At 72.0% G+C, this 18,345-nt stretch carries 17 protein-coding genes; 5 read left to right on the top strand and 12 right to left on the bottom strand.

What is annotated here, in order from left to right; translation table 11 throughout:
• Positions 1–27: 27 nt before the first annotated feature.
• From B7R87_RS08570 to B7R87_RS08560, 3 genes are all read right to left on the bottom strand, one after another.
• Complete coding sequence (locus B7R87_RS08570; protein WP_130584665.1) at positions 28–1,548, bottom strand: GAF domain-containing protein; 1,521 nt, start codon at positions 1,546–1,548, stop codon at positions 28–30.
• A 129-nt stretch (positions 1,549–1,677) separates the two neighbouring features.
• Positions 1,678–2,724, bottom strand: a complete 1,047-nt coding sequence (locus B7R87_RS08565) for a rod shape-determining protein (RefSeq protein ID WP_040916396.1) — start codon at positions 2,722–2,724, stop codon at positions 1,678–1,680.
• A 162-nt stretch (positions 2,725–2,886) separates the two neighbouring features.
• Entirely contained in the window at positions 2,887–3,468 is a 582-nt protein-coding gene (locus tag B7R87_RS08560) for a hypothetical protein (RefSeq protein WP_040916397.1), read from the bottom strand.
• A gap of 216 nt (positions 3,469–3,684) precedes the next feature.
• On the opposite strand from B7R87_RS08560, the gene B7R87_RS08555 reads away from it, so the two are divergent.
• A complete protein-coding gene (locus B7R87_RS08555) occupies positions 3,685–4,515 on the top strand; it encodes an SCO2400 family protein (RefSeq protein ID WP_130584591.1) in 831 nt (276 codons plus the stop codon).
• A gap of 151 nt (positions 4,516–4,666) precedes the next feature.
• On the opposite strand, the gene B7R87_RS08550 is transcribed toward B7R87_RS08555, so the two are convergent.
• On the bottom strand, positions 4,667–5,134 hold the full coding sequence (locus B7R87_RS08550) for a MarR family winged helix-turn-helix transcriptional regulator (protein ID WP_006349451.1): 468 nt from the start codon (positions 5,132–5,134) through the stop codon (positions 4,667–4,669).
• Positions 5,135–5,255: 121 nt separating this feature from the next.
• Between B7R87_RS08550 and B7R87_RS08545 the strand changes: the two genes are divergently transcribed.
• Positions 5,256–6,275 carry an NADP-dependent oxidoreductase gene (locus B7R87_RS08545; protein ID WP_006349452.1) on the top strand — a complete coding sequence of 340 codons (1,020 nt, stop codon included), beginning with the start codon at positions 5,256–5,258 and terminating at the stop codon, positions 6,273–6,275.
• A gap of 74 nt (positions 6,276–6,349) precedes the next feature.
• Positions 6,350–6,775 (top strand): organic hydroperoxide resistance protein, encoded by a 426-nt coding sequence (locus tag B7R87_RS08540; RefSeq protein ID WP_006349453.1) that lies wholly within the window; start codon positions 6,350–6,352, stop codon positions 6,773–6,775.
• A 107-nt stretch (positions 6,776–6,882) separates the two neighbouring features.
• Here B7R87_RS08540 and B7R87_RS08535 read toward each other — a convergent pair whose 3' ends face one another.
• Positions 6,883–9,429, bottom strand: coding sequence for a M14 family zinc carboxypeptidase (locus B7R87_RS08535; protein ID WP_006349454.1), 2,547 nt, complete (start codon positions 9,427–9,429; stop codon positions 6,883–6,885).
• Between the two features lie 234 nt (positions 9,430–9,663).
• Between B7R87_RS08535 and B7R87_RS08530 the strand changes: the two genes are divergently transcribed.
• Complete coding sequence (locus tag B7R87_RS08530) at positions 9,664–10,608, top strand: EI24 domain-containing protein (RefSeq protein ID WP_006349455.1); 945 nt, start codon at positions 9,664–9,666, stop codon at positions 10,606–10,608.
• Positions 10,609–10,629: 21 nt separating this feature from the next.
• Here the strand turns inward: B7R87_RS08530 and B7R87_RS08525 are convergent, their stop codons facing one another.
• From B7R87_RS08525 to B7R87_RS08515, 3 genes are all read right to left on the bottom strand, one after another.
• Positions 10,630–11,343, bottom strand: coding sequence for a carbon-nitrogen hydrolase family protein (locus B7R87_RS08525; RefSeq protein WP_006349456.1), 714 nt, complete (start codon positions 11,341–11,343; stop codon positions 10,630–10,632).
• A gap of 14 nt (positions 11,344–11,357) precedes the next feature.
• Positions 11,358–12,620: a C15 family peptidase gene (locus B7R87_RS08520; protein ID WP_187144639.1), complete on the bottom strand. Its 1,263-nt coding sequence runs from the start codon at positions 12,618–12,620 to the stop codon at positions 11,358–11,360.
• 170 nt (positions 12,621–12,790) lie between these two features.
• Positions 12,791–13,816, bottom strand: a complete 1,026-nt coding sequence (locus tag B7R87_RS08515; protein WP_006349458.1) for an SGNH/GDSL hydrolase family protein — start codon at positions 13,814–13,816, stop codon at positions 12,791–12,793.
• Positions 13,817–14,075: 259 nt separating this feature from the next.
• Between B7R87_RS08515 and B7R87_RS08510 the strand changes: the two genes are divergently transcribed.
• On the top strand, positions 14,076–14,570 hold the full coding sequence (locus B7R87_RS08510) for a DUF3145 domain-containing protein (RefSeq protein ID WP_006349459.1): 495 nt from the start codon (positions 14,076–14,078) through the stop codon (positions 14,568–14,570).
• A 91-nt stretch (positions 14,571–14,661) separates the two neighbouring features.
• On the opposite strand, the gene fabF is transcribed toward B7R87_RS08510, so the two are convergent.
• The 4 genes from fabF to B7R87_RS08490 all read right to left on the bottom strand — a co-directional run bounded on the left by fabF (position 14,662) and on the right by B7R87_RS08490 (position 18,299).
• The gene (gene fabF / locus B7R87_RS08505; RefSeq protein ID WP_006349460.1) at positions 14,662–15,927 is read right to left on the bottom strand and encodes a beta-ketoacyl-ACP synthase II; all 1,266 of its coding nucleotides are present in this window, start codon (positions 15,925–15,927) and stop codon (positions 14,662–14,664) included.
• Positions 15,928–16,012: 85 nt separating this feature from the next.
• Entirely contained in the window at positions 16,013–16,261 is a 249-nt protein-coding gene (locus B7R87_RS08500) for an acyl carrier protein (RefSeq protein ID WP_006349461.1), read from the bottom strand.
• A gap of 78 nt (positions 16,262–16,339) precedes the next feature.
• Entirely contained in the window at positions 16,340–17,341 is a 1,002-nt protein-coding gene (locus B7R87_RS08495) for a ketoacyl-ACP synthase III (protein WP_006349462.1), read from the bottom strand.
• A gap of 34 nt (positions 17,342–17,375) precedes the next feature.
• Complete coding sequence (locus B7R87_RS08490) at positions 17,376–18,299, bottom strand: ACP S-malonyltransferase (protein ID WP_006349463.1); 924 nt, start codon at positions 18,297–18,299, stop codon at positions 17,376–17,378.
• Between the last annotated feature and the right edge of the window lie 46 nt (positions 18,300–18,345).

Raw genomic sequence — 18,345 nt, 5'->3', positions numbered from 1 at the left:
GGCGGGATCGGCCGTCGGCCAGGGGGATCAGGTGCCGCGTCCGGTCTCCCAGACCGTCGGTTCACCGGGCGAGACGTCGTCGCCGACCGTGAGCCGGAGCACCGGGCTGCCGTCGGCAAGGCGGGCCGTCGCGTCCACCACCACCTCGACCGCACCGACGCCCGGCCTCCGGTGGGCGGCGGCCAGAGCCGACCGCAGGGCCGTGATCAGCCGCTCCCCGTCCGGGGCGCGGACCAGCGCGTCGACCGGGCCGCGGAACTGGACCGACGGCGGGAAGCCGAGCAGCGCCGCCGCGCCCGCCGTCTCGCGCAGGACCCGGCCGCGGAAGCCGGTGGGCGCCTCCGCGGGCGGCTGCTGGAGCGCGAAGATCGTGGTGCGGACCTCCTGGATGGTGGAGTCCAGCTCGTCCACGGCCCGGCCGATCAGCTCGTCCGCAGCGCCGGGGCCCGCCCGCCGCCGGGTCGACTCCAGCATCATCTCCGTCGCGAACAGCCGCTGGACGACGAGATCGTGGAGATCGCGGGCGATCCGGTCGCGGTCCTCGAAGACGGCGAGCCGCGCCCGGTTGTGCCGGGTGTCCGCCATCACCAGCGCCAGTGCGGCCTGCGAGGCGAACTGTGAGGCCAGCAGCTTTTCGAGGGAGCTGTACGGGCGTCCGTTACGGCTCCTGGGCAGCGCCAGGGTGCCGATCAGCCGGCCGCCGGACTGGAGGGGCAGCATCATCGACGGCCCGAAGCGGGTCCGTACATGCGTGGTCATCCGCGGATCGGTCGCCGAGTCCTCGACGAACACCGGCTCGCCGCCGAGCAGCTGGACCAGGACGGGGGAGCCGGGCGCGATCGTGGTGCCCACGATGTCGTCGGGCGCCGCCCCGGCCGTCGACGCCGCGACGATCTCCATACCGCCGTCGGCCGTCGGCTGGAGCACCACGCCCGCCGCGGCCCCGGCCAGGTTCCTGGCCTGCTCCGCGACGGTCATCAGGGCGTCCTCGGCACTGCTGCCGGTCAGCAGGGCAGTGGTGACGGCCGCAGCTCCTTCGATCCACCGCTCCCGCTGGCGGGCCGTCTCGTACAGCCGGGCGTTGCCGATCGCGATCCCGGCGCGGGAGGCCAGCACCCGCAGCAGCGCCAGATCCTCCGGGGTGAACGGGCCGCCGTGCTTCTCGGTGAGGTAGAGATTGCCGAAGACCTCGGTGTGGACCCGGACCGGGACCCCGAGGAAGGACCGCATCACCGGGTGGCCTTCCGGTACGCCGGAGGAGCGCGGGTCCCGGGTGAGGTCGTCGATCAGCAGGGGCCGGGGATCGCGGATGAGGAGCCCGACGATGCCCGCGTCCCCGGCGGGCAGCTTCCCGATCCGCTCCCGCTCCTCGTCGCTCATTCCGCAGGTGTAGAGGTCGGAGAGGGTGCCGCGGTCCGGGTCGATCACCCCGAGGGCGCCGTAGCGCGCCCCGGTGAGGGAGGTCGCCGAGTCGACGATGTGCTGGAGGGTGGCGGGCAGTTCCAGATCGGTGCCCAGGCTGAGCAGCGCGTCCAGAAGGGCGGGCATCGCCGGTCCGTCGCTCACCGGCTCCCGTTCCTTCCGACCGACTCCCCTTCCGGCTTCCCTTCCGGCTCCGCTTCCGGCGATGCTTCCGCCGTCCCGTCCGTTGCGGTCCGTGGCGCACTCCGGCTGCCGCTACTCGGAGACTTCCGCCAGCGGATTGAGGACCAGCGGCTGGATCCTGCCGTCCATCATCGCGCCGAGGCCGAGGATCGCACAGATGTCCGGCCGTTCGGCAATCTCCACGGGCATTCCTGTGGCGTCCCGCAGCATCTGGTCGAGCCCGGGCAGCAGCGCACTGCCGCCGACCATGGTGATCCCCCGGTCGGCGAGGTCGGCTACCAGATCCGGCGGGCAGTCCCGCAGCACCTTCCCGATGCCGTCGAGTACGGACGTCAGGGGGGTGTGGATGGCGTTCCGTACGGCCGCGGTGTCCACGTGGACCGTACGGGCGAGTCCGGTGGCCACGTCCCGGCCGTGGATCTCCGTCACCTCCGGCCCCAGGGAGGTCAGCCCGTTGCCGCTGAGGGCCAGTTGCAGCGGTCGTACGGACTGGCTGGGCAGCATCAGCTCGTGCTGGGTCCGCAGATGCTGGATGACGGCCGCGTCGATCGCGTTTCCGCCGACCGGCAGCCGTTCGGCGGTCACGATCGACCCCAGGGAGAGGACCGCGACCTGGGTGGTCGCGGCCCCGCACACCATGATCATGGTGGCGGTCGGCTGCTCGACGGGCAGTCCGCAGCCCACGGCTGCGGCGATCAGCGTGTCGACCAGCTCCACGCGGCGGGCGCCCAAACCCACCAGTGTCTCCACGGCGGCGCGCTGGGCCAGCGGATCGGCGTCGTGCGGGGTGCAGGCGGCGGCCCGCAGCCGGGGCTTGCGGCGCAGCTGGCGGCGGAGCTTCTCGCCGAGCAGATGCCGCAGCATGCGCTGGGCCATCTCGACGTCCACGACCGTTCCGCCGGACACCGGCCGGACCACCCGGATGTAGTGGGGGGTGCGGCCGGTCATCTGCTCGGCGAGCGCGCCCACCGCGATGAGGGAACCGGTCCGGGTGTTCACGGCGGCGACGCTCGGCTCGTCGACCACGAGACCGGCACCCTTGACGAAGACCCGGGTACGGGCGGCTCCGAGGTCCACCCCGACATGGCAACGGCGCAACTGCTCCAGACTGACGCTCACGACGATCCTCCCGAGGCGGTGTGTGCGGTGCGTGCGATACGCAGGGCGGGGCGGGGTGCGGTACGGGTCGCCCTCGTATCGTCCGTCCGTGGTGGGCCGGGCGCGCGCCGAGTGGTCCGCCCGGGTTACCGCCGCCTCTGACGGGACGTCATCCGGAGCGGCTCACAGAAGGCGTTGGTGCAGGCCCCAGGCGAATTCCGCGATCCGGCGCTCTCCGCCGGGCAGCGTCAAGTACAGCTGCTGGCGTGTCGGGGCGGATCCCTCCATCGGAGCTGCCGGGGCGAACGCCCGGGACGCCTCGTCGACGGTGCACGACCAGGGGGTGAGATCGTCGGCCGTACGGAGGACGGGGGAGGGTGCGCCCGGGGCCCGTACCAGCCATTCGTTCCAGAGCGCGCCGCCACCGACGGTCGTGGTCACCTCGAACCGGAGGTCCGGCCAGAGGGGGACCGGCCACCGGTGCTCCTCCCACTCCAGATCGGCCATGGAGCGGCGGGCGGACGTCTCGGGCGGGCCGAGGACCGAGCGGTAGCGGGCCAGTGCCCCGCGCGAGGTGCGGGACCGGAGCATCGACTGCCAGCGGCTGTTGGCCTCGCGCATCCGGGCCGCCGACACTCCCAGTTCACGGCGGGCGTCCTCGACGAGCGCGGGCTGGTGGTCGGCCATCCGGCGGAGCAGGACCAGCTGGAAGTCGAGGGGGCCGAAGGGCGACGACGAGGGTGAGGGGGGTGCGGGTGGGGTCATGCGCGCCATCCTGGCCGACGGGCCGCGCCGGGTGGTGTGGATTCGGGGGTACGGGTCCGGCTCACCCGCCCCGCCCGGCCCGGCGACCGAGAGGCAGCGCACGGTCACGGACGTCAATCTTCACGACGGAAAATCACCCGTACGTGGAGAGTTCCCACAGGATCCTCACACGGTCCATCACTTCTCGGGGAGGACGGCCCATAGCCTGCGGGCGCCATGGATTACTGCCACCAGTGCCGACGACATCTCAACGGGGCCCTCGCCTGCGCCGGGTGCGGGACCCCGGCCTGGCAGCTGCGCGGCCCCGCACCCGGTCCGGAAGCCGGGGCCGGCGAACGGGCCGTACCGCCCGAGCGCCCCGGCGGGGCCCGGCCGCCCGAGGGTGCCAGGGACCCCGGGGCCGAGGTCATCGAACTCGGCGAGATCTCCTGGGACGCGCAGGGCTCCGGCGGTACGGACTCCCCGGCGCGGGCCGCTGCCCCCGGCGGCCGGTCCCGTCGCGGCCGCACCCGGGCCGGCGGGCGCCGGGCCCGCCGCAGGCGCGGACGGAACGTCCTCGTCGGGGTGGCCGGGCTGGTACTCGCCGGGGGCGCGCTGAGCCTGGCCGAACTCGCCCTGGAGAGCGGCGGCGACGGTTCGTCGGCGACGGTGAAGGAAGAGGAGAGCGGCCGGGTCGAGCCGCTGCCCCGGCCCGAGGGCACCCAGGACGATGCCGCCCCCGAACCGCCCGGGAAACCCAGCGGACGGCCCGACGAGGTGTCCGGGTCACGCGGCTCCGGTCGGCCCGCGGCAACGGCTTCCGGGCGGGCGCCCGGGCCCGTCGCGAGCCGCCCGGCAACGCCGGAGGAGCCGCCCGGGACGCGGTCGCCCGAGCCGCGGCCGACCGGTGCGACGCCGTCCGGACCCTCTGCCGGTCCGGGGCCCCGGCCCGGCGGCTCGACGGCACCGGCGCCCCCGCCGTCCGGTCCTCCGCAGCCGACACCCACCCCGACGCCCAGCCCCACCCCGACCGAGACGTGCAGCCCGTTCCTGTGGTGGTGCCTCTGACGCCGGGCCCCGAGCCCCGATGGCCGAGGCCTCCGCCGGGTGACGGTGCCGACGCCCGTACGACCCGAACCGACGCCGGTACGAACGGAACCGGGCCCGTACGACTCGCGCCGGGACCCGTCCGCGCCGCGCCCGCCCCCTCGCCGGGAGGCTAGAAGGCCGGGCCCGCGCCGAGCAGCCGCTTCAGCAGATCCCGCAGCATCGTCCGCTCCAGCGGGCTCAGCCCGGCCAGCGGTTCCCGCGCGAAGGCCGCCCGGAGCGACTCGCACAGCCGCTCGGTCATCTCCGCGCCCTCGCCCGTCGCCGCCGCGAACTTGACCCGGCGGTCGTGCGGATCGGGATGCCGCTCCACCAGCCCGCGCAGCTCCAGCCGGTCGATGATCCCGGTGATGTTCGACGGCTCGCACGCCATCCGGTCGGCCAGCTGCCGCATCGGCAGCGGCTCCCGGGTCAGCAGGCCCAGCACCTTCGCCTGCGCGATCGTCAGCGACTGCTCCGCGGCCGCGTGCTCGAACGCCGTCACATAGCGCCAGACGACGTCCCCGATCAGGTCGATGACCTCACCCGAAGCGCCGTTCTCGGCAAGGACGTCAGGGGCGGCGGCGTGTTCAGTGGGCATGGCGACCAGCGTACTCCGATACTTGACAGTATGAAATATCCAGGGCAATAATTGCTTTAGAACATGAAACTTTCCCCTCGTGAAGCATTGGCGCTTCTTGGGGCCACAGGAGGTCAGCCGCATGTCCGCACTGCCCACGACCAGCCGCGAATGGCAGCTCGTCGCCCGACCGCACGGCTGGCCGACGAAGGATCTCGTCGCCCTGCGCGAGGTTCCCGTAGCCGAGCCCGCGGACGGGCACATCCTCGTGCGCAACACCCACTTCTCCGTCGACCCGTATATGCGCGGCCGGATGAGCGCCGCCAAGTCGTACGCCGCTCCGTATGAGCTGGACCGCCCGATGCACGGCGGAGCGGTGGGCGAAGTGATCGCCTCGCGTGCGGAGGGCTTCGCCGTGGGCGACACCGTGACGCACGGACTGGGCTGGCGCGAGATCGCCGAGGTCCCGGCGGGCGAGGCCCGGAAGATCGACACCTCGCTGGCTCCGGCCTCCGCCTATCTGGGCGTCCTCGGGATGATCGGCCTCACCGCGTATGCGGGGCTGTTCCGGGTCGCCGGTTTCAAGGAAGGGGACGCGGTCTTCGTCTCCGGCGCCGCCGGGGCGGTCGGCGGCCTCGTGGGCCAGATGGCCCGGCTCAAGGGCGCGTCCCGGGTGATCGGTTCCGCCGGATCCGACGCCAAGGTCGAACGGCTCCTCCAGGGGTACGGCTTCGACGCCGCCTTCAACTACAAGAACGGCCCGGTGGCGGCACAGCTCGCCGAGGCCGCGCCCGACGGTATCGACGTCTACTTCGACAATGTCGGCGGCGAGCATCTGGAGGCCGCCCTCGGCGCCTTCAACGACCTGGGCCGCGCGGCCCTGTGCGGCGCCATCTCCGTCTACAACGCCACCGAGCCCACCCCCGGCCCGAACAACCTCACCCTGGCCGTCACCAAGCGCCTGCGCCTCCAGGGCTTCATCGTGACGGACCACCTCGACCTGCTGCCGGACTTCGTCCGGGACACCGCGGGCTGGCTGGCCTCCGGGGAGCTGGTCCACGACGAGACCGTCGTCGAGGGCATCGAGAACGGCTTCGACGCGTTCCTCGGCGTGCTCCGCGGCGACAACACCGGAAAGATGATCGTTTCACTGACCGGCTGACATGGATAGGGTCGTGGGCACGAGCGTTGCGGTCGTGGGCGCGCGCCGCGGCGCACCACAGAAGGAGTGAGCAGATGCCCATCCAGCAGTCCGATGTGGTCTACACGGCCGTCGCCACCGCGGAGAACGGCCGCGACGGCCGGGTCTCCACCGACGACGGCAAGCTCGATGTCGTGGTGAACCCGCCCAAGGAGCTGGGCGGTTCCGGCGCGGGCACCAACCCGGAGCAGCTCTTCGCCGCCGGGTACAGCGCCTGCTTCCAGGGCGCGCTGGGCGTGGTGGCCCGCCAGGAGGGCGTGGACATCAGCGGTGCGACGGTCACCGCGGAGGTCGGTATCGGCAAGAACGACGAGGGCTTCGGCATCATCGTCGGGATATCCGCGCAGCTGCCGAACGTCGACGAGGCGCGCGCCCTCGAACTCATCGAGAAGGCGCACGAGGTCTGCCCGTACTCGAAGGCGACCCGCGGCAATATCACGGTGACGCTCAAGGCTGCCTAGCCCGTAACCCGTAACCGTACGCAGCCCGTGCTCCGTCGCTGCCGGTGCCGCCCTCCCGGGCGGCACCGGCAGCGGTGCCGGATACGGCGTTCTCCCGCTGCGGGGAGTTACCGCGTCAGCAGTGCCCGGGCGACCACCGCGAAGGCGCCCTTCGGGTGGTCCCGGAACAGCGGCTCGGTGCCGATCAGCACCGCCGAGCCCTTACTGACCACCGACGGCTTCCCGGCCGCGTCCGCCGGGCCGCCCGTGCCGTCGGCCAGGGCCCGCCAGTGGCCCGACACCAGCGGATTGCCGGTGGCGTACGACTGGTCGGCGCGGACGCCGTCGCCCAGACCGGTGAACCACACCGGGGAGTAGACGAAGGAGTGCCCCGGCGCCCCACCGGTCAGCGCACCGCCCGCATTGGAGACCTTGACGACACCGTTGGCGTCGCCGTTGCCCTCCACGGCCGTCGCGGTGATCAGCCCGGCGCCGTTGCCGAACGCGGCACCCGCCGCGCCCAGTCCGACGAAGCCCGCGCCGCTCGCGGCGAAGGCCTCCCGCGCCGCCGGGGTCAGCCCCGACCAGCTCAGCCCGGTCGAGACGACCAGCGCTTCCGCACCGGTCCAGTCGAAGCCCGCGTTGAGCGTCGCCGTCGACACCGGCACCACCTCGAAGCCCATCTCCCGCAGCGCGAACTGCTCGCCGGAGGTGACCGCCGCGGCCACCCGGGTCCGCTTCAGCGGTGCCACCCCGCGCTCCCGCGTCGAGGTGAAGGCGACCCCGAAGCGGTCCGCCGCCACCGCAGCTGCCCTGCGCGCCGAAGCCGGCACGATCGCCGCTCCGTCATCCGTACGCCGTACCGCGATCCCCTGGCCCAGCAGCGAGTTGAGCGCAGCCAGCTCCTTCGGGTCGTCGAGCCGCAGCTTCAGATCGCCCCACGGGGCGACGGATCCGCTCGGCGCCGCCGCGGCGACCGGACGGGCCGCCACGCGCAGATCGCCGCGCTCGACCCGGTCCACGGAGGCACCCCACAGCAGCCCGAGGCTCCAGCCGGAGATGTCGTACATCGTCGACACGTCCGCACTGATGTCCCGGCCCGCCGCCAGCATCACATTGGCGATACCGCGCTTGGGCTGCCGCATATCGACGACGTACGAACCGGCCGGATAGACCTTCTGGCCCACCCGGAACGGCAGTACGGCCCGCTCCACCCGGACGTCGTTGGCGATCAGATGGTCCACCAGCCGCGCCGCCGCGACCCCGCTGCGCTGACCCGACCCCGCCGGAATGACGTACGCCCTCGGGAAGGTGGTCGTGTAGACGTCCTCGGGGCCGATGCCCGGCACGCCCGGCACGGTCTCCTCCGAGACCGGCCGCTGGGCCTCGCCCGCGGCCCCCCGCCGGAACGTTTCGATCTGGTCCGCCAGCACCTGCGCGCGGTTGGTCTGCGTGAAGTCGAGCGTGGCCCGCATCGCGGCGCCCGCGATCGCGGTGTTGATCGCGGAGCGGCGGCGCAGCTCCGCCACCGGCAGGCTGTCGTAGGAGCTGCCGTTGACCCGCAGCGGGAACTCGATGGTGTGCGAGGCCACCGCGCCCTGGAACGGCATGTACTGCGGGGTGAAGATGGGCGGCCAGTCGTCCCAGCCCTCGGCCGAGTCCCGGAACGGGATCTCGACCGGCCGGACGCCGTCCTTCTCCGCCGTGTAGCCCAGCCCGTTGACCGCCTTCTCCATGCCGAGGGCATTGGCGTAGGCGTTCTTCAGGAAGAGGTCGTACTCGTAGTTCTCGCCGTGCGGCGGGGTCGTCGGTTCGATCAGCGTGCCGTTGACGTACCCGTGCAGGTCCAGCATGACCGCGGGCTGCTTGTCGATGGCGAGCTGCCGGATCGCCCGCGTCTCGGGCTGCGTGGCCGTGATGAAGTCACGGTTGAGGTCGAAGCCGTTGGCGTTGGCCCGGGTCCCGGCGACCCGGCCGTCCGGGTTCGCCGTGACGTTCAGATAGATGCGGTTCTTCGCCAGCAGGGAGAGGGTCTTGGCGTCCTTGGCCTTCGCCAGTTCCTCGATGAGCTTCAGGGCCGCGTCCGTGCCCTCCCACTCGTTCCCGTGGATGTTGTTGTTGATGAAGACGGGCGTCTTGTACGCCTTCTTGATCGCCTTGTCCCGGGCGGCGGAGGCCGGGGAGTTCTCTATTCGCTCCCGCATCCGCTCCTGCTCGCGGACCTCACGGGCGCTCTCGGGCGCCGTGACCGTGACCAGGTACAGCTCCCGCCCGGTCGCCGAGCGGCCCGCGATCTCCACACTGACCCGGTTGCCGAGCGCCTGCAGCTCGTTCAGCTTCGGGGCGATGGAGTGGTACGGCACCAGTCCCAGCTTGACCGACTTGTCGGCCGGGTCCACGGGCGGCGCCGTCAGCGTCGTCCGCCGCGGATAGCCCTCGGTGCGGTGGAAGGACGGAGTGGGCAGGGAGAGCGCGTTACGGGCCGCGGCCAGCGGGGCCCGGGAGAGCGCGGAATCGGTCGTGCCCTCGTCGCGCAGCGGATCGGGGCCGCCCGGCTGGCCCGGCAGACCGGGTGCGGCCGGCTTGCCGGGCAGAGCCGCCGCCGGTACGGGTGCGAGAAGCACGGCGACGGCGAGCGCCGTGGTGGTGACCAGAACAGGTCTGGGTATGCCCATGCGTGGTTGCCTCCGGAATCGGGGGTCGACGCTGTGACGCAAGTACACGGATGTGCCGCATGCGCCACAAGCAATCGGTACGCAGCGGTCTACCGGTTCAGCTCCGGAACAATCAAGAGGTATAAGCCACGTATTCGGTTTTCGGCCATGACCGGACTCCATGACCGGACGCCGTGACCGGGGCCGGACAACACCCGAACAGGAGCGCGACGGAGGCCGGATAGGCTCACCGCCATGAACGATCTCGGCAAGGGCTTCGGCTATCTGATGAAGGGCCAGCGCTGGGTCGGCGGCCGCGGCCGCTGGCTGGGCCTCGGGCTGCTCCCCGGACTGCTGACCCTGGTGCTCTACCTCGGCGCCCTCGTCGGCCTGGTCTTCGGCGCCGACGACTTCGTGGCCTGGACGACGCCCTTCGCCGACGGCTGGTCCTCGCCCTGGCTGGGCATCTTCCGCGGCACCCTGACCGCGCTGACCCTCGGGCTCGGCCTCTTCCTCGCCGTGATCACCTTCACCGCCGTCACCCTCCTGGTCGGCCAGCCCTTCTACGAGTCGCTGTCCGAGGAGGTCGACCGCAGCGAGGGCGGCGAGGTCCCGCAGTCCGGGAACTCGTTCTGGCGCGATCTGTGGATCTCCGCCCGGGATTCGGTGCGGATCGTCCTGAGGGTCGCGGTGTACGGGATCGTCCTCTTCGCCCTCGGCTTCGTCCCGGTCCTTGGACAGACCGTCGTCCCGGTCCTCGGCTTCTGCGTCACGGGCTACTTCCTGGCCGAGGAGCTGACCGCGGTCGCCCTCCAGCGCCGCGGCATGCTCCTCAAGGACCGGCTGCGCCTGCTGCGCGGCCGCCGGATGCTGACGCTCGGCTTCGGCGTCCCGCTGGCGCTCGCGTTCCTGGTGCCGTTCGTCGCGGTCTTCCTGATGCCCGGCGCCGTCGCGGGCGCGACCCTGATGGCCCGCGAGCTGGCACCGGTCCCGCCCGCCCCTGCACCCAACAACACCAACAACACCAACAACACCAACAACGCTGACAACACCGACCGCACGGCCGACACCGACCACGGCAACGCCGCAGCCGGGCCCGCGGCCGCCCCGGACCGGACGGCGACGCTGCCCGGCGCCGGATACGGCGGCCCGGTGTCGTACCAGCACCCGGGCCGGGCCCCGCAGCAGCCCCCGCGCTGACCGGGCGGGGCCGGCCCGCCGTCAGAGCGGCAGTTCCACCACCAGCACCCCGGGCGCCCCGCCCGCCGTCGCCAGCCGGTTGCCGTCCGGCCCCCAGACCGCGCTGTCGCCCCGGCAGTCGCCGCAGTCGTTCACCCCGAGGGCGTTGGCCAGCACCACGTACAGGCCGTTCTCCCGGGCCCGTACCGGATACACCGTCTCGAACGAGTCGTTGCCCACCTCCAGCACCGAACTCGCCAGATACACCGCCGCGCCCGACTCCCGGGCGCGGCGGGCCACCTCGGGGAACCGGTTGTCGTAGCAGGTCGCGAGGGCGAACCGGACGCCGTCGAGGTCGAAACCGCCGTCCTGCCCGCCCGCCGCGAAGATCTCCTGCTCCACGCCGTGCAGATGCAGTTTGTCGTAGCGGGTCAGCAGCGCGCCGTCCGGACCGAAGACCAGGGTCGTGACCGCGGGCCGCCCGGACGGAGTCCGTACGGCCGCGTTGACCACGGCCGCCGTCCCGCCTGCCCGGCAGGCGTCGCGCACCGGACCCCACCGCTCGTCGTCCTCGCCGAGGACCAGCTCCGGCTCCGTCGCGAACCGCCGGGCGAAATAGCCCGTCGTCGACGTCTCGGGGAACACCACCACCCGGGCGCCCTGCCCGGCCGCTTCACGGATCAGCTCCGCGATGGTACGGACATTGGCCACCGGCTCACCGGGTACCGGCGCGAACTGCGCTGCTGCGATCTTCATACCGCCATCCTGGCTCACTCCTCCGCTTCGGCCGCCACCCGGATGATCTCCTTGACCTGCGCGATGATGTCGAGCCGGTTCTGTACGAAGACGGGATCGGTCAGCTCCGTCGTATTGCCCGCGCCGAACGCGAGCACCGGGGTGTGGACATGGCCGCCCGGGAGGTCCAGCCCCAGCCGGTCGCGGAGCAGGGTCGCCCGGTACGCGATCTCGTTCGACAGGTAGTTCCCGCCGCCGCCCGCCCGCGCGGTGGAGCCCGGCGTGGGACCGCCGGGCCGGTCCACGGGCGCGGTACCGCCCGCCGGGATCTCGGTCACCGAGGTGTTGTCGTACACCGGGAAGCGGCCGGTGGGCGCGGCGGCGACGGCCGCGGCGGGCAGCGTCGACGAGGTCCACTGCGGCTGCGTCGCCTGATCGGAGACCGGGACCGTCTCCAGCCGCGACACGTTGTCGTTGTCGCCGAAGCCGCCGCGCCAGGCGCCGTTGGTGCGCTCGATGTCGAAGCGGCCGGGCCGCCCCTGGCTGACGGTGGTGAACAGGTCCACCTTCGGCAGCACGGGCCGGAGGGCCCGCTCGACCGTACCGTCGGCGAAGTCCGCCCAGCGGACCGGGAAGACGGCGGCCTCCACCCGGGCCGGTCCTTCGGCGGTCCGGATCACCGTTCCGTCCAGGGCGAGCGCCGTCGCCCCCGACGGATTGCTGATCCGGATGTCCCGGTCGAGCGTGAACGGGTCGAAGCCGGTCATCAGGATCCGCTTGAGCCCCTTGCCCTTGCCGTGACCGCCCGGGAAGCGCAGCGAATCCTGGCCGCGCGAGGACCGCTCCAGCCGGTCCAGCAGCCCGGCGCGCTCCGTACCGCCGAGGCCGAACGACGGCTGCCACAGCCGCAGTTCGCGGAGCATCGCAAGGCGTGCCCAGTACAGCGGACGGTCGTCGTCCCGGCTGAGATCGCCGGCCAGCGGCCCGCGCCCCTGGGCCCGGTCCACGGCCCGCTGCCAGAGCGCAGCCCCGTGCCCCGCAACCGCCTTCTCGGCCTGGCGGTACGAGCCCGCCCGGGCCAGGCTCCGGGCGAACGCGGGCGCCACCGTGTCGAAGCCGCCGCGCCGCAGCAGCTCCTGCGGTACGGCCCGGTCCAGCCGCGCCTCCTCGACCGTGGCCGGAGCCGGGACGGCCGGGGAGGCGGAGCCCGGGGGAGCGGCCTGGGCGGGCACGGCCACCGCCAGGGAGAGCAGCGCCGCGACGGCGGCCGTCGACACGGCGGGGACGCGCAGGGACATCGGGAACAGCGGCGACGGCGACAAGGAGGTGATCCTTCCGTTGACGGGTGGCGGAAGTATCACCTCCCGGCCCGCCCCCTGGCTACGGGATCCGCCGCCGCCGGACAGTGCCTGGGCCCGTTACGGCGGAAACATGCAGTTACGCGGTGCCCGCCCCGGCCGTCCCCGGCTCACTTCGGTGCGCCGGCCGCCGTGATGTTCCGGTACGCGATCTCCGCCAGCCTGCTCTGGCCGTTCCGGCTCGGATGGAACCAGTCCCAGCGGCTGAGCTGGTCGCCCACGAAGGCGTACGAGAACACCGCGCCCCCGTCGTACCGGCAGCGCAGATCCGTGGCGCAGACCTCCTTCAGCACCGCGTTGTAGGCGACCACCCGCTCCTGCACCCGGGCCCGGCGCGCGGTGGCCTCGGGGCCCAGATCCTCCGAGTCCTTCAGCATCGACGCGCAGATGCCGAGCTTCCAGATCTGCCGGCCGACCGGATCCTCCCGCCCGGTCTCCCAGAGCCGCTTCAGATCGGGCACGCTCGACACGTACACCTGACTTTTGGGCGAAACCGCCCGCAACTGCTTCAGGGCGCCGGTGAACGACGTACGGAAATCCTCCACCGGGGTCATCAGTTCGGCGGAGTCCGAACAGGCGTCGTTGGCGCCGACCAGCACCGTGACCAGCTCCGGTTTCCGGGCCGCCGCCTTGGCCATCTGGGCCGGGATATCCGCCATCTCCGCGCCGGTCTTCGCATAGTTCCAGGTCCGCTGGGAGACCGTGGCCGGATCCCCGATCAGCCGCAGTGCCAGGCTGCGGACCCGGGAGTCGGTGCCGGTGGACCAGGACGATTCGGGGCAGTCGGAGAGCACCGTGCAGGCGTTGAAGCTGCGGGTGATGGAGTCGCCCACCGCGGCGATCGTGCCGGGGCTGCGGTCCCAGACGAACTCCGGGGCCTTCTTGACGGCCGCGCCCTTGGTCCTGGTCCCGTCGTCCGAGTCCGACGAGCTGTCGCAGCCCGTGAGGGCGGCGGCCAGCACGAGGGCCGCGCTCACCCCCGCCGCGGCGGCGGCCCGCCCCCGGCGCCGGGCCGGACGTCCGCCCGGTGCTTCCGCGCCTGCTCCCGGATCCCCCGTTCCGGTCCCGCCCCCGCTGTCCGTTCCCCCGCTGGTTCCGTATCCGGTCGTCCGCGCCGCCGAGTGCCGGTCGTGCATCCCGGTGTCCCCTCCGTGTCGATGCCCCCGAGGTCCTGCCGAGTGAAAGCTTGGTGCGTACAGCCCGCCGGAGCGACATTACGTCACCCCATGGGCACCCACTCACGGTAGCTTTTCCCCGTCGGTCCTGAGGCATCGTGCCCATCGGCTCCGGTAAATTACATCACGTCACATACTGTCCCTTTTGTGGAGATTCACTCCTGATGCTGTTTACTGAGAGCGCTGGGAAGGCGATCCTCGTCCCACACTGGAGGTCCCGGTGACGACACGCGGCGTTCTCTACGTCCACTCCGCCCCGCGCGCGCTCTGTCCGCACGTCGAATGGGCGGTGGCGGGGGTGCTCGGCGTACGGGTCCAGCTCGACTGGGTCCGGCAGCCCGCATCCCCGGGCACCTGGAGAGCGGAGCTCTCCTGGCGCGGCGAGGTGGGCACGGCCTCCAAACTGGCCTCCGCGCTGCGCGGTTGGCATCTGCTGCGCTTCGAGGTCACGGCCGAACCGTGCGCCACCGCCGAGGGCGAGCGCTACAGCGCCACCCCCGACCTCGGCATCTTCCATGCCGTCACCGGTATCCACGGCGACATCCTCATCCCCGAGGACCGGCTGCGGGCCGCCATGGTCCGGGCCGCCCAGGGCGAGACCGTCCTGGAGGCGGAGCTGGCCAAACTGCTCGGCAAGCCGTGGGACGACGAACTGGAACCCTTCCGGTACGCGGGCGAGGGCGCCCCGGTCCGCTGGCTGCACCAGGTCGTCTGAGCCCACCACCGGGCCCCGGTTACGGCGAAGGGCCCGTACCACCCCCCGAAGGGGGCCGTACGAGCCCTGGACGGCTGGCCGCCGCCGGATCTCACACCGAGCGGAACGCCAGCACCACGTTGTGGCCGCCGAAGCCGAACGAGTTGTTGATCGCCGCGATCGTGGTCCGCGGCAGCGCCCGGGCCTCGCCGCGCACGATGTCCGCGTCGACCTCCGGGTCCAGCTCGTCGAGGTTGATCGTCGGCGGGGCGGTGCGGTGGTACAGCGCCAGCACCGTCGCCACCGTCTCGACACCGCCCGCGCCACCCAGCAGATGACCCGTCATCGACTTGGTCGCCGAGACGGCGACATGGTCGAGGTCGTCGCCGAGCACCTGGCGCAGCGCCTTCACCTCGGCGACGTCACCCAGCGGAGTGGAAGTGGCGTGCGCGTTGAGGTGCGCGATCTGCTCGGGCTTCAGATCCGTGGTCTCCAGCAGCCCGCGCATTGCCGCCGCGATGCCCCGGCCCGTCGGCTCGGGCTGGGCGATGTGGTGGCTGTCGGCGGAGAGCCCCTGACCGAGGACCTCGCAGTAGATCTTCTTCGCGCCGCGCCGCGCCGCGTGCTCCGCGGACTCCAGGATCACGACACCCGCGCCCTCACCGAGCACAAAGCCGTCCCGGGCCGTGTCGTACGGCCGCGAGGCCTTCTCCGGCTCGTCGTTGTTCTTCGACATCGCCATCATGTTGGCGAACGCGGCCACCGGCAGCGGGTGGATCGCCGCCTCCGTACCGCCCGCGATCACGATGTCCGCACGGCCCGTACGGATCATCTCCACCGCGTACCCGATCGCCTCCGCGCCGGACGCACACGCCGACACCGGGGTGTGCACCCCGGCCCGGGCGTTGACCTCCAGGCCGACGTTGGCGGACGGGCTGTTCGGCATGAGCATGGGCACGGTGTGCGGGGAGACCCGGCGCGCGCCCTTCTCCTTCAGCACGTCGTACTGGTCGAGCAGGGTGGTGACCCCGCCGATACCGGACGCGATGACCGCGCCCAGCCGGTCCGGGTCGACCTCGGAGTCCTCACCGGCAGGGGTCTCGAAACCGGCATCGGCCCAGGCCTCCCGCGCGGCGATCAGCGCGAACTGCGCCGACCGGTCCAGCCTGCGGGCGACCGGCCGGGGCAGTACCTCGGACGGGTCGACCGCCGCCGGGGCGGCGATCCGTACCGACAGCTCGGCGAAGCCCTCGTGGTCGAGGGCCTTGGCTCCGGAGCGCCCGCTGACCAGGCCCTCCCAGGTCGATGCGCTGTCGCCACCCAACGGTGTGGTTGCGCCGATACCGGTGACGACCACGGTGCGATTGGTCGAGTTCATCGGAATTCTTTCTCCACGTGTAGGGGGTGCTGAATCATCTCGGCGCCACCGGGGGCGGCGACAAGCGCCCGAACCTGGGCGGGGATCAGCCCTGGTGGTCGAGGATGTACTGCGCGGCGTCGCCGACGGTCTTCAGGTTCTTGACGTCCTCGTCGGGGATCTTGACGTCGAAGCGCTCCTCGGCGGCGACGACGACCTCGACCATGGAGAGGGAATCCACGTCCAGGTCGTCGGTGAAGGACTTGTCGAGCTGAACGTCCTCGACGGGGATCCCGGCGATCTCGTTCACGATCTCGGCGAGGCCCTCGACGATCTCTTCCTGCGTGGCGGCCATGTGGCGCTCCTTCGATTGATTCTGTGTCAGAGGGAAGGCGTCCGGAGATTCCGTCCGCCGGTCCGGAAGTTCCGGTGACTAGGGGAGGGTAACGACCGTCGCTGCATAGACGAGACCCGCCCCGAAGCCGATGACGAGCGCCGTGTCGCCGCTCTTGGCCTGCCCGGTCGCCAGAAGCCGCTCCATCGCGAGCGGGATCGAGGCGGCCGAGGTGTTGCCGGTGGTCTCCACGTCCCGGGCGACCGTGACATGGTCCGGCAGCTTCAGCGTCTTCACCATCGAGTCGATGATCCGCATATTGGCCTGGTGCGGAATGAAGACGTCGAGTTCGTCGGCGGTGATCCCGGCCGCGTCCAGCGCCTGCTGGGCGACCTTCGCCATCTCGAACACGGCCCAGCGGAAGACCGCCTGGCCCTCCTGCCGGATCGCGGGGAACCGCTCCACCGTGCCGTCGCGGTAGTCCGTCCACGGCACGGTCTGCTTGATGGTGTCGGACTTGTCGCCCTCCGAGCCCCACACCGTCGGGCCGATCATCGGCTCCTTCGCGGGACCGACGACGACCGCGCCCGCGCCGTCACCGAACAGGAAGGCCGTGGCCCGGTCCTCCAGATCGGTCAGATCACTCAGCCGCTCCACCCCGATCACCAGCACGTACTCTGCGGAGCCGTCGGTGATCATGCCCTTGGCGACGGTGAGGGCGTAACCGAAACCGGCACAGCCGGCCGAAATATCGAAGGCCGCGGGCTTGACGGTGCCGAGCCGGTCGGCGATCTCGGTGGCGACGGCCGGGGTCTGCTGGAAGTGGGACACCGTCGCGACGATCACTCCGCCGATCTGGTGCGGCTCCACGCCCGCGTCCGCCATCGCCTTCCCCGATGCCTCCAGGGACATCGCGGTCACGGTCTCCTCGTCGGAGGCCCAGTGGCGGGTGGCGATACCGGAACGGGACCGGATCCACTCGTCCGACGAGTCGATCGTCTCCAGGATCACGTCATTGGGCACGACCCGGACGGGCCGATAGCCGCCGACGCCCATGATCCGCGCATACGGAGCGCCCTTGCTGGGCTTGATCTTCGCCATGTGTACGGCTCTCCTTGTCCGGGACCGGGCCGCGTCAGGCCGCCGGGCCGGTGTGCTCGGCGATCAGTTCACGGGCCGCATCGAGATCGGCCGGCGTCTTCAGGGCCAGGGGCTTGACCCCCGGCAGGGCACGCTTGGCGATCCCGGTGAGCGTGCCACCGGGGCAGAGCTCCACCAGCGCGGTGATCCCCATCTCCTGGAAGGTCTCCATGCACCGGTCCCAGCGGACCGGATTGGCCACCTGCCCGACGAGCCGGGCGACGACCTCCTCACCGCCGGTGACGACGGCACCGTCCCGGTTCGAGACATAGGCCGTCTTCGGGTCGACGACGGTCAGCTCCGCGGCCTTCGCCTCCAGCGCGGCCACCGCAGGGGCCATATGGACGGTGTGGAACGCGCCCGCCACCTTCAGCGGGACGACCCGGCGCACACCTTCCGGCTTGTTCTCGGCCAGCGCGGCGAGCTGCTCGGCCGTGCCCGCGGCCACGATCTGCCCGGCACCGTTCACATTGGCCGGAGTCAGTCCGAGCCCTTCCAGATGGCCGACCACCACGTCCTGCTCGCCGCCGAGCATGGCGGCCATGCCGGTCTCCGTGACGGCGGCGGCCTCGGCCATCGCCAGACCACGGGCCCGGACGAAGCGGAGCGCGGAGGTCTCGTCGAGCACCCCGGCGAGCACCGCGGCGGTGATCTCGCCGACGCTGTGGCCCGCGACCGCGTCCGGACGGACCCCGTCGAGGGCATGCGCGGCGAGCAGCCCGGCGGCCACCAGCAGCGGCTGGGCCACGGCGGTGTCCCGGATCTCGTCCGCGTCGGCCTTGGTGCCGTAGTGGACGAGGTCGAGGTCAATGGCCGCGGACCAGGCCAGAAGGCGGTCGGCGGCGCCGGGGAGTTCGAGCCAGGGGGTCAGGAAGCCGGGCGTCTGAGCGCCCTGGCCGGGAGCGACGAGTACGAGCACTCTCCCACTCTCTCTTGTATGCCGTCCCCGACGCCCGTGGGGACAG

It is taken from the genome of Streptomyces tsukubensis (assembly GCF_003932715.1).
GTDB lineage: Bacteria > Actinomycetota > Actinomycetes > Streptomycetales > Streptomycetaceae > Streptomyces > Streptomyces tsukubensis.
The sequence above is the reverse complement of the archived record's forward strand: the minus strand, read 5'-3'. Positions and strand labels throughout refer to the sequence as shown.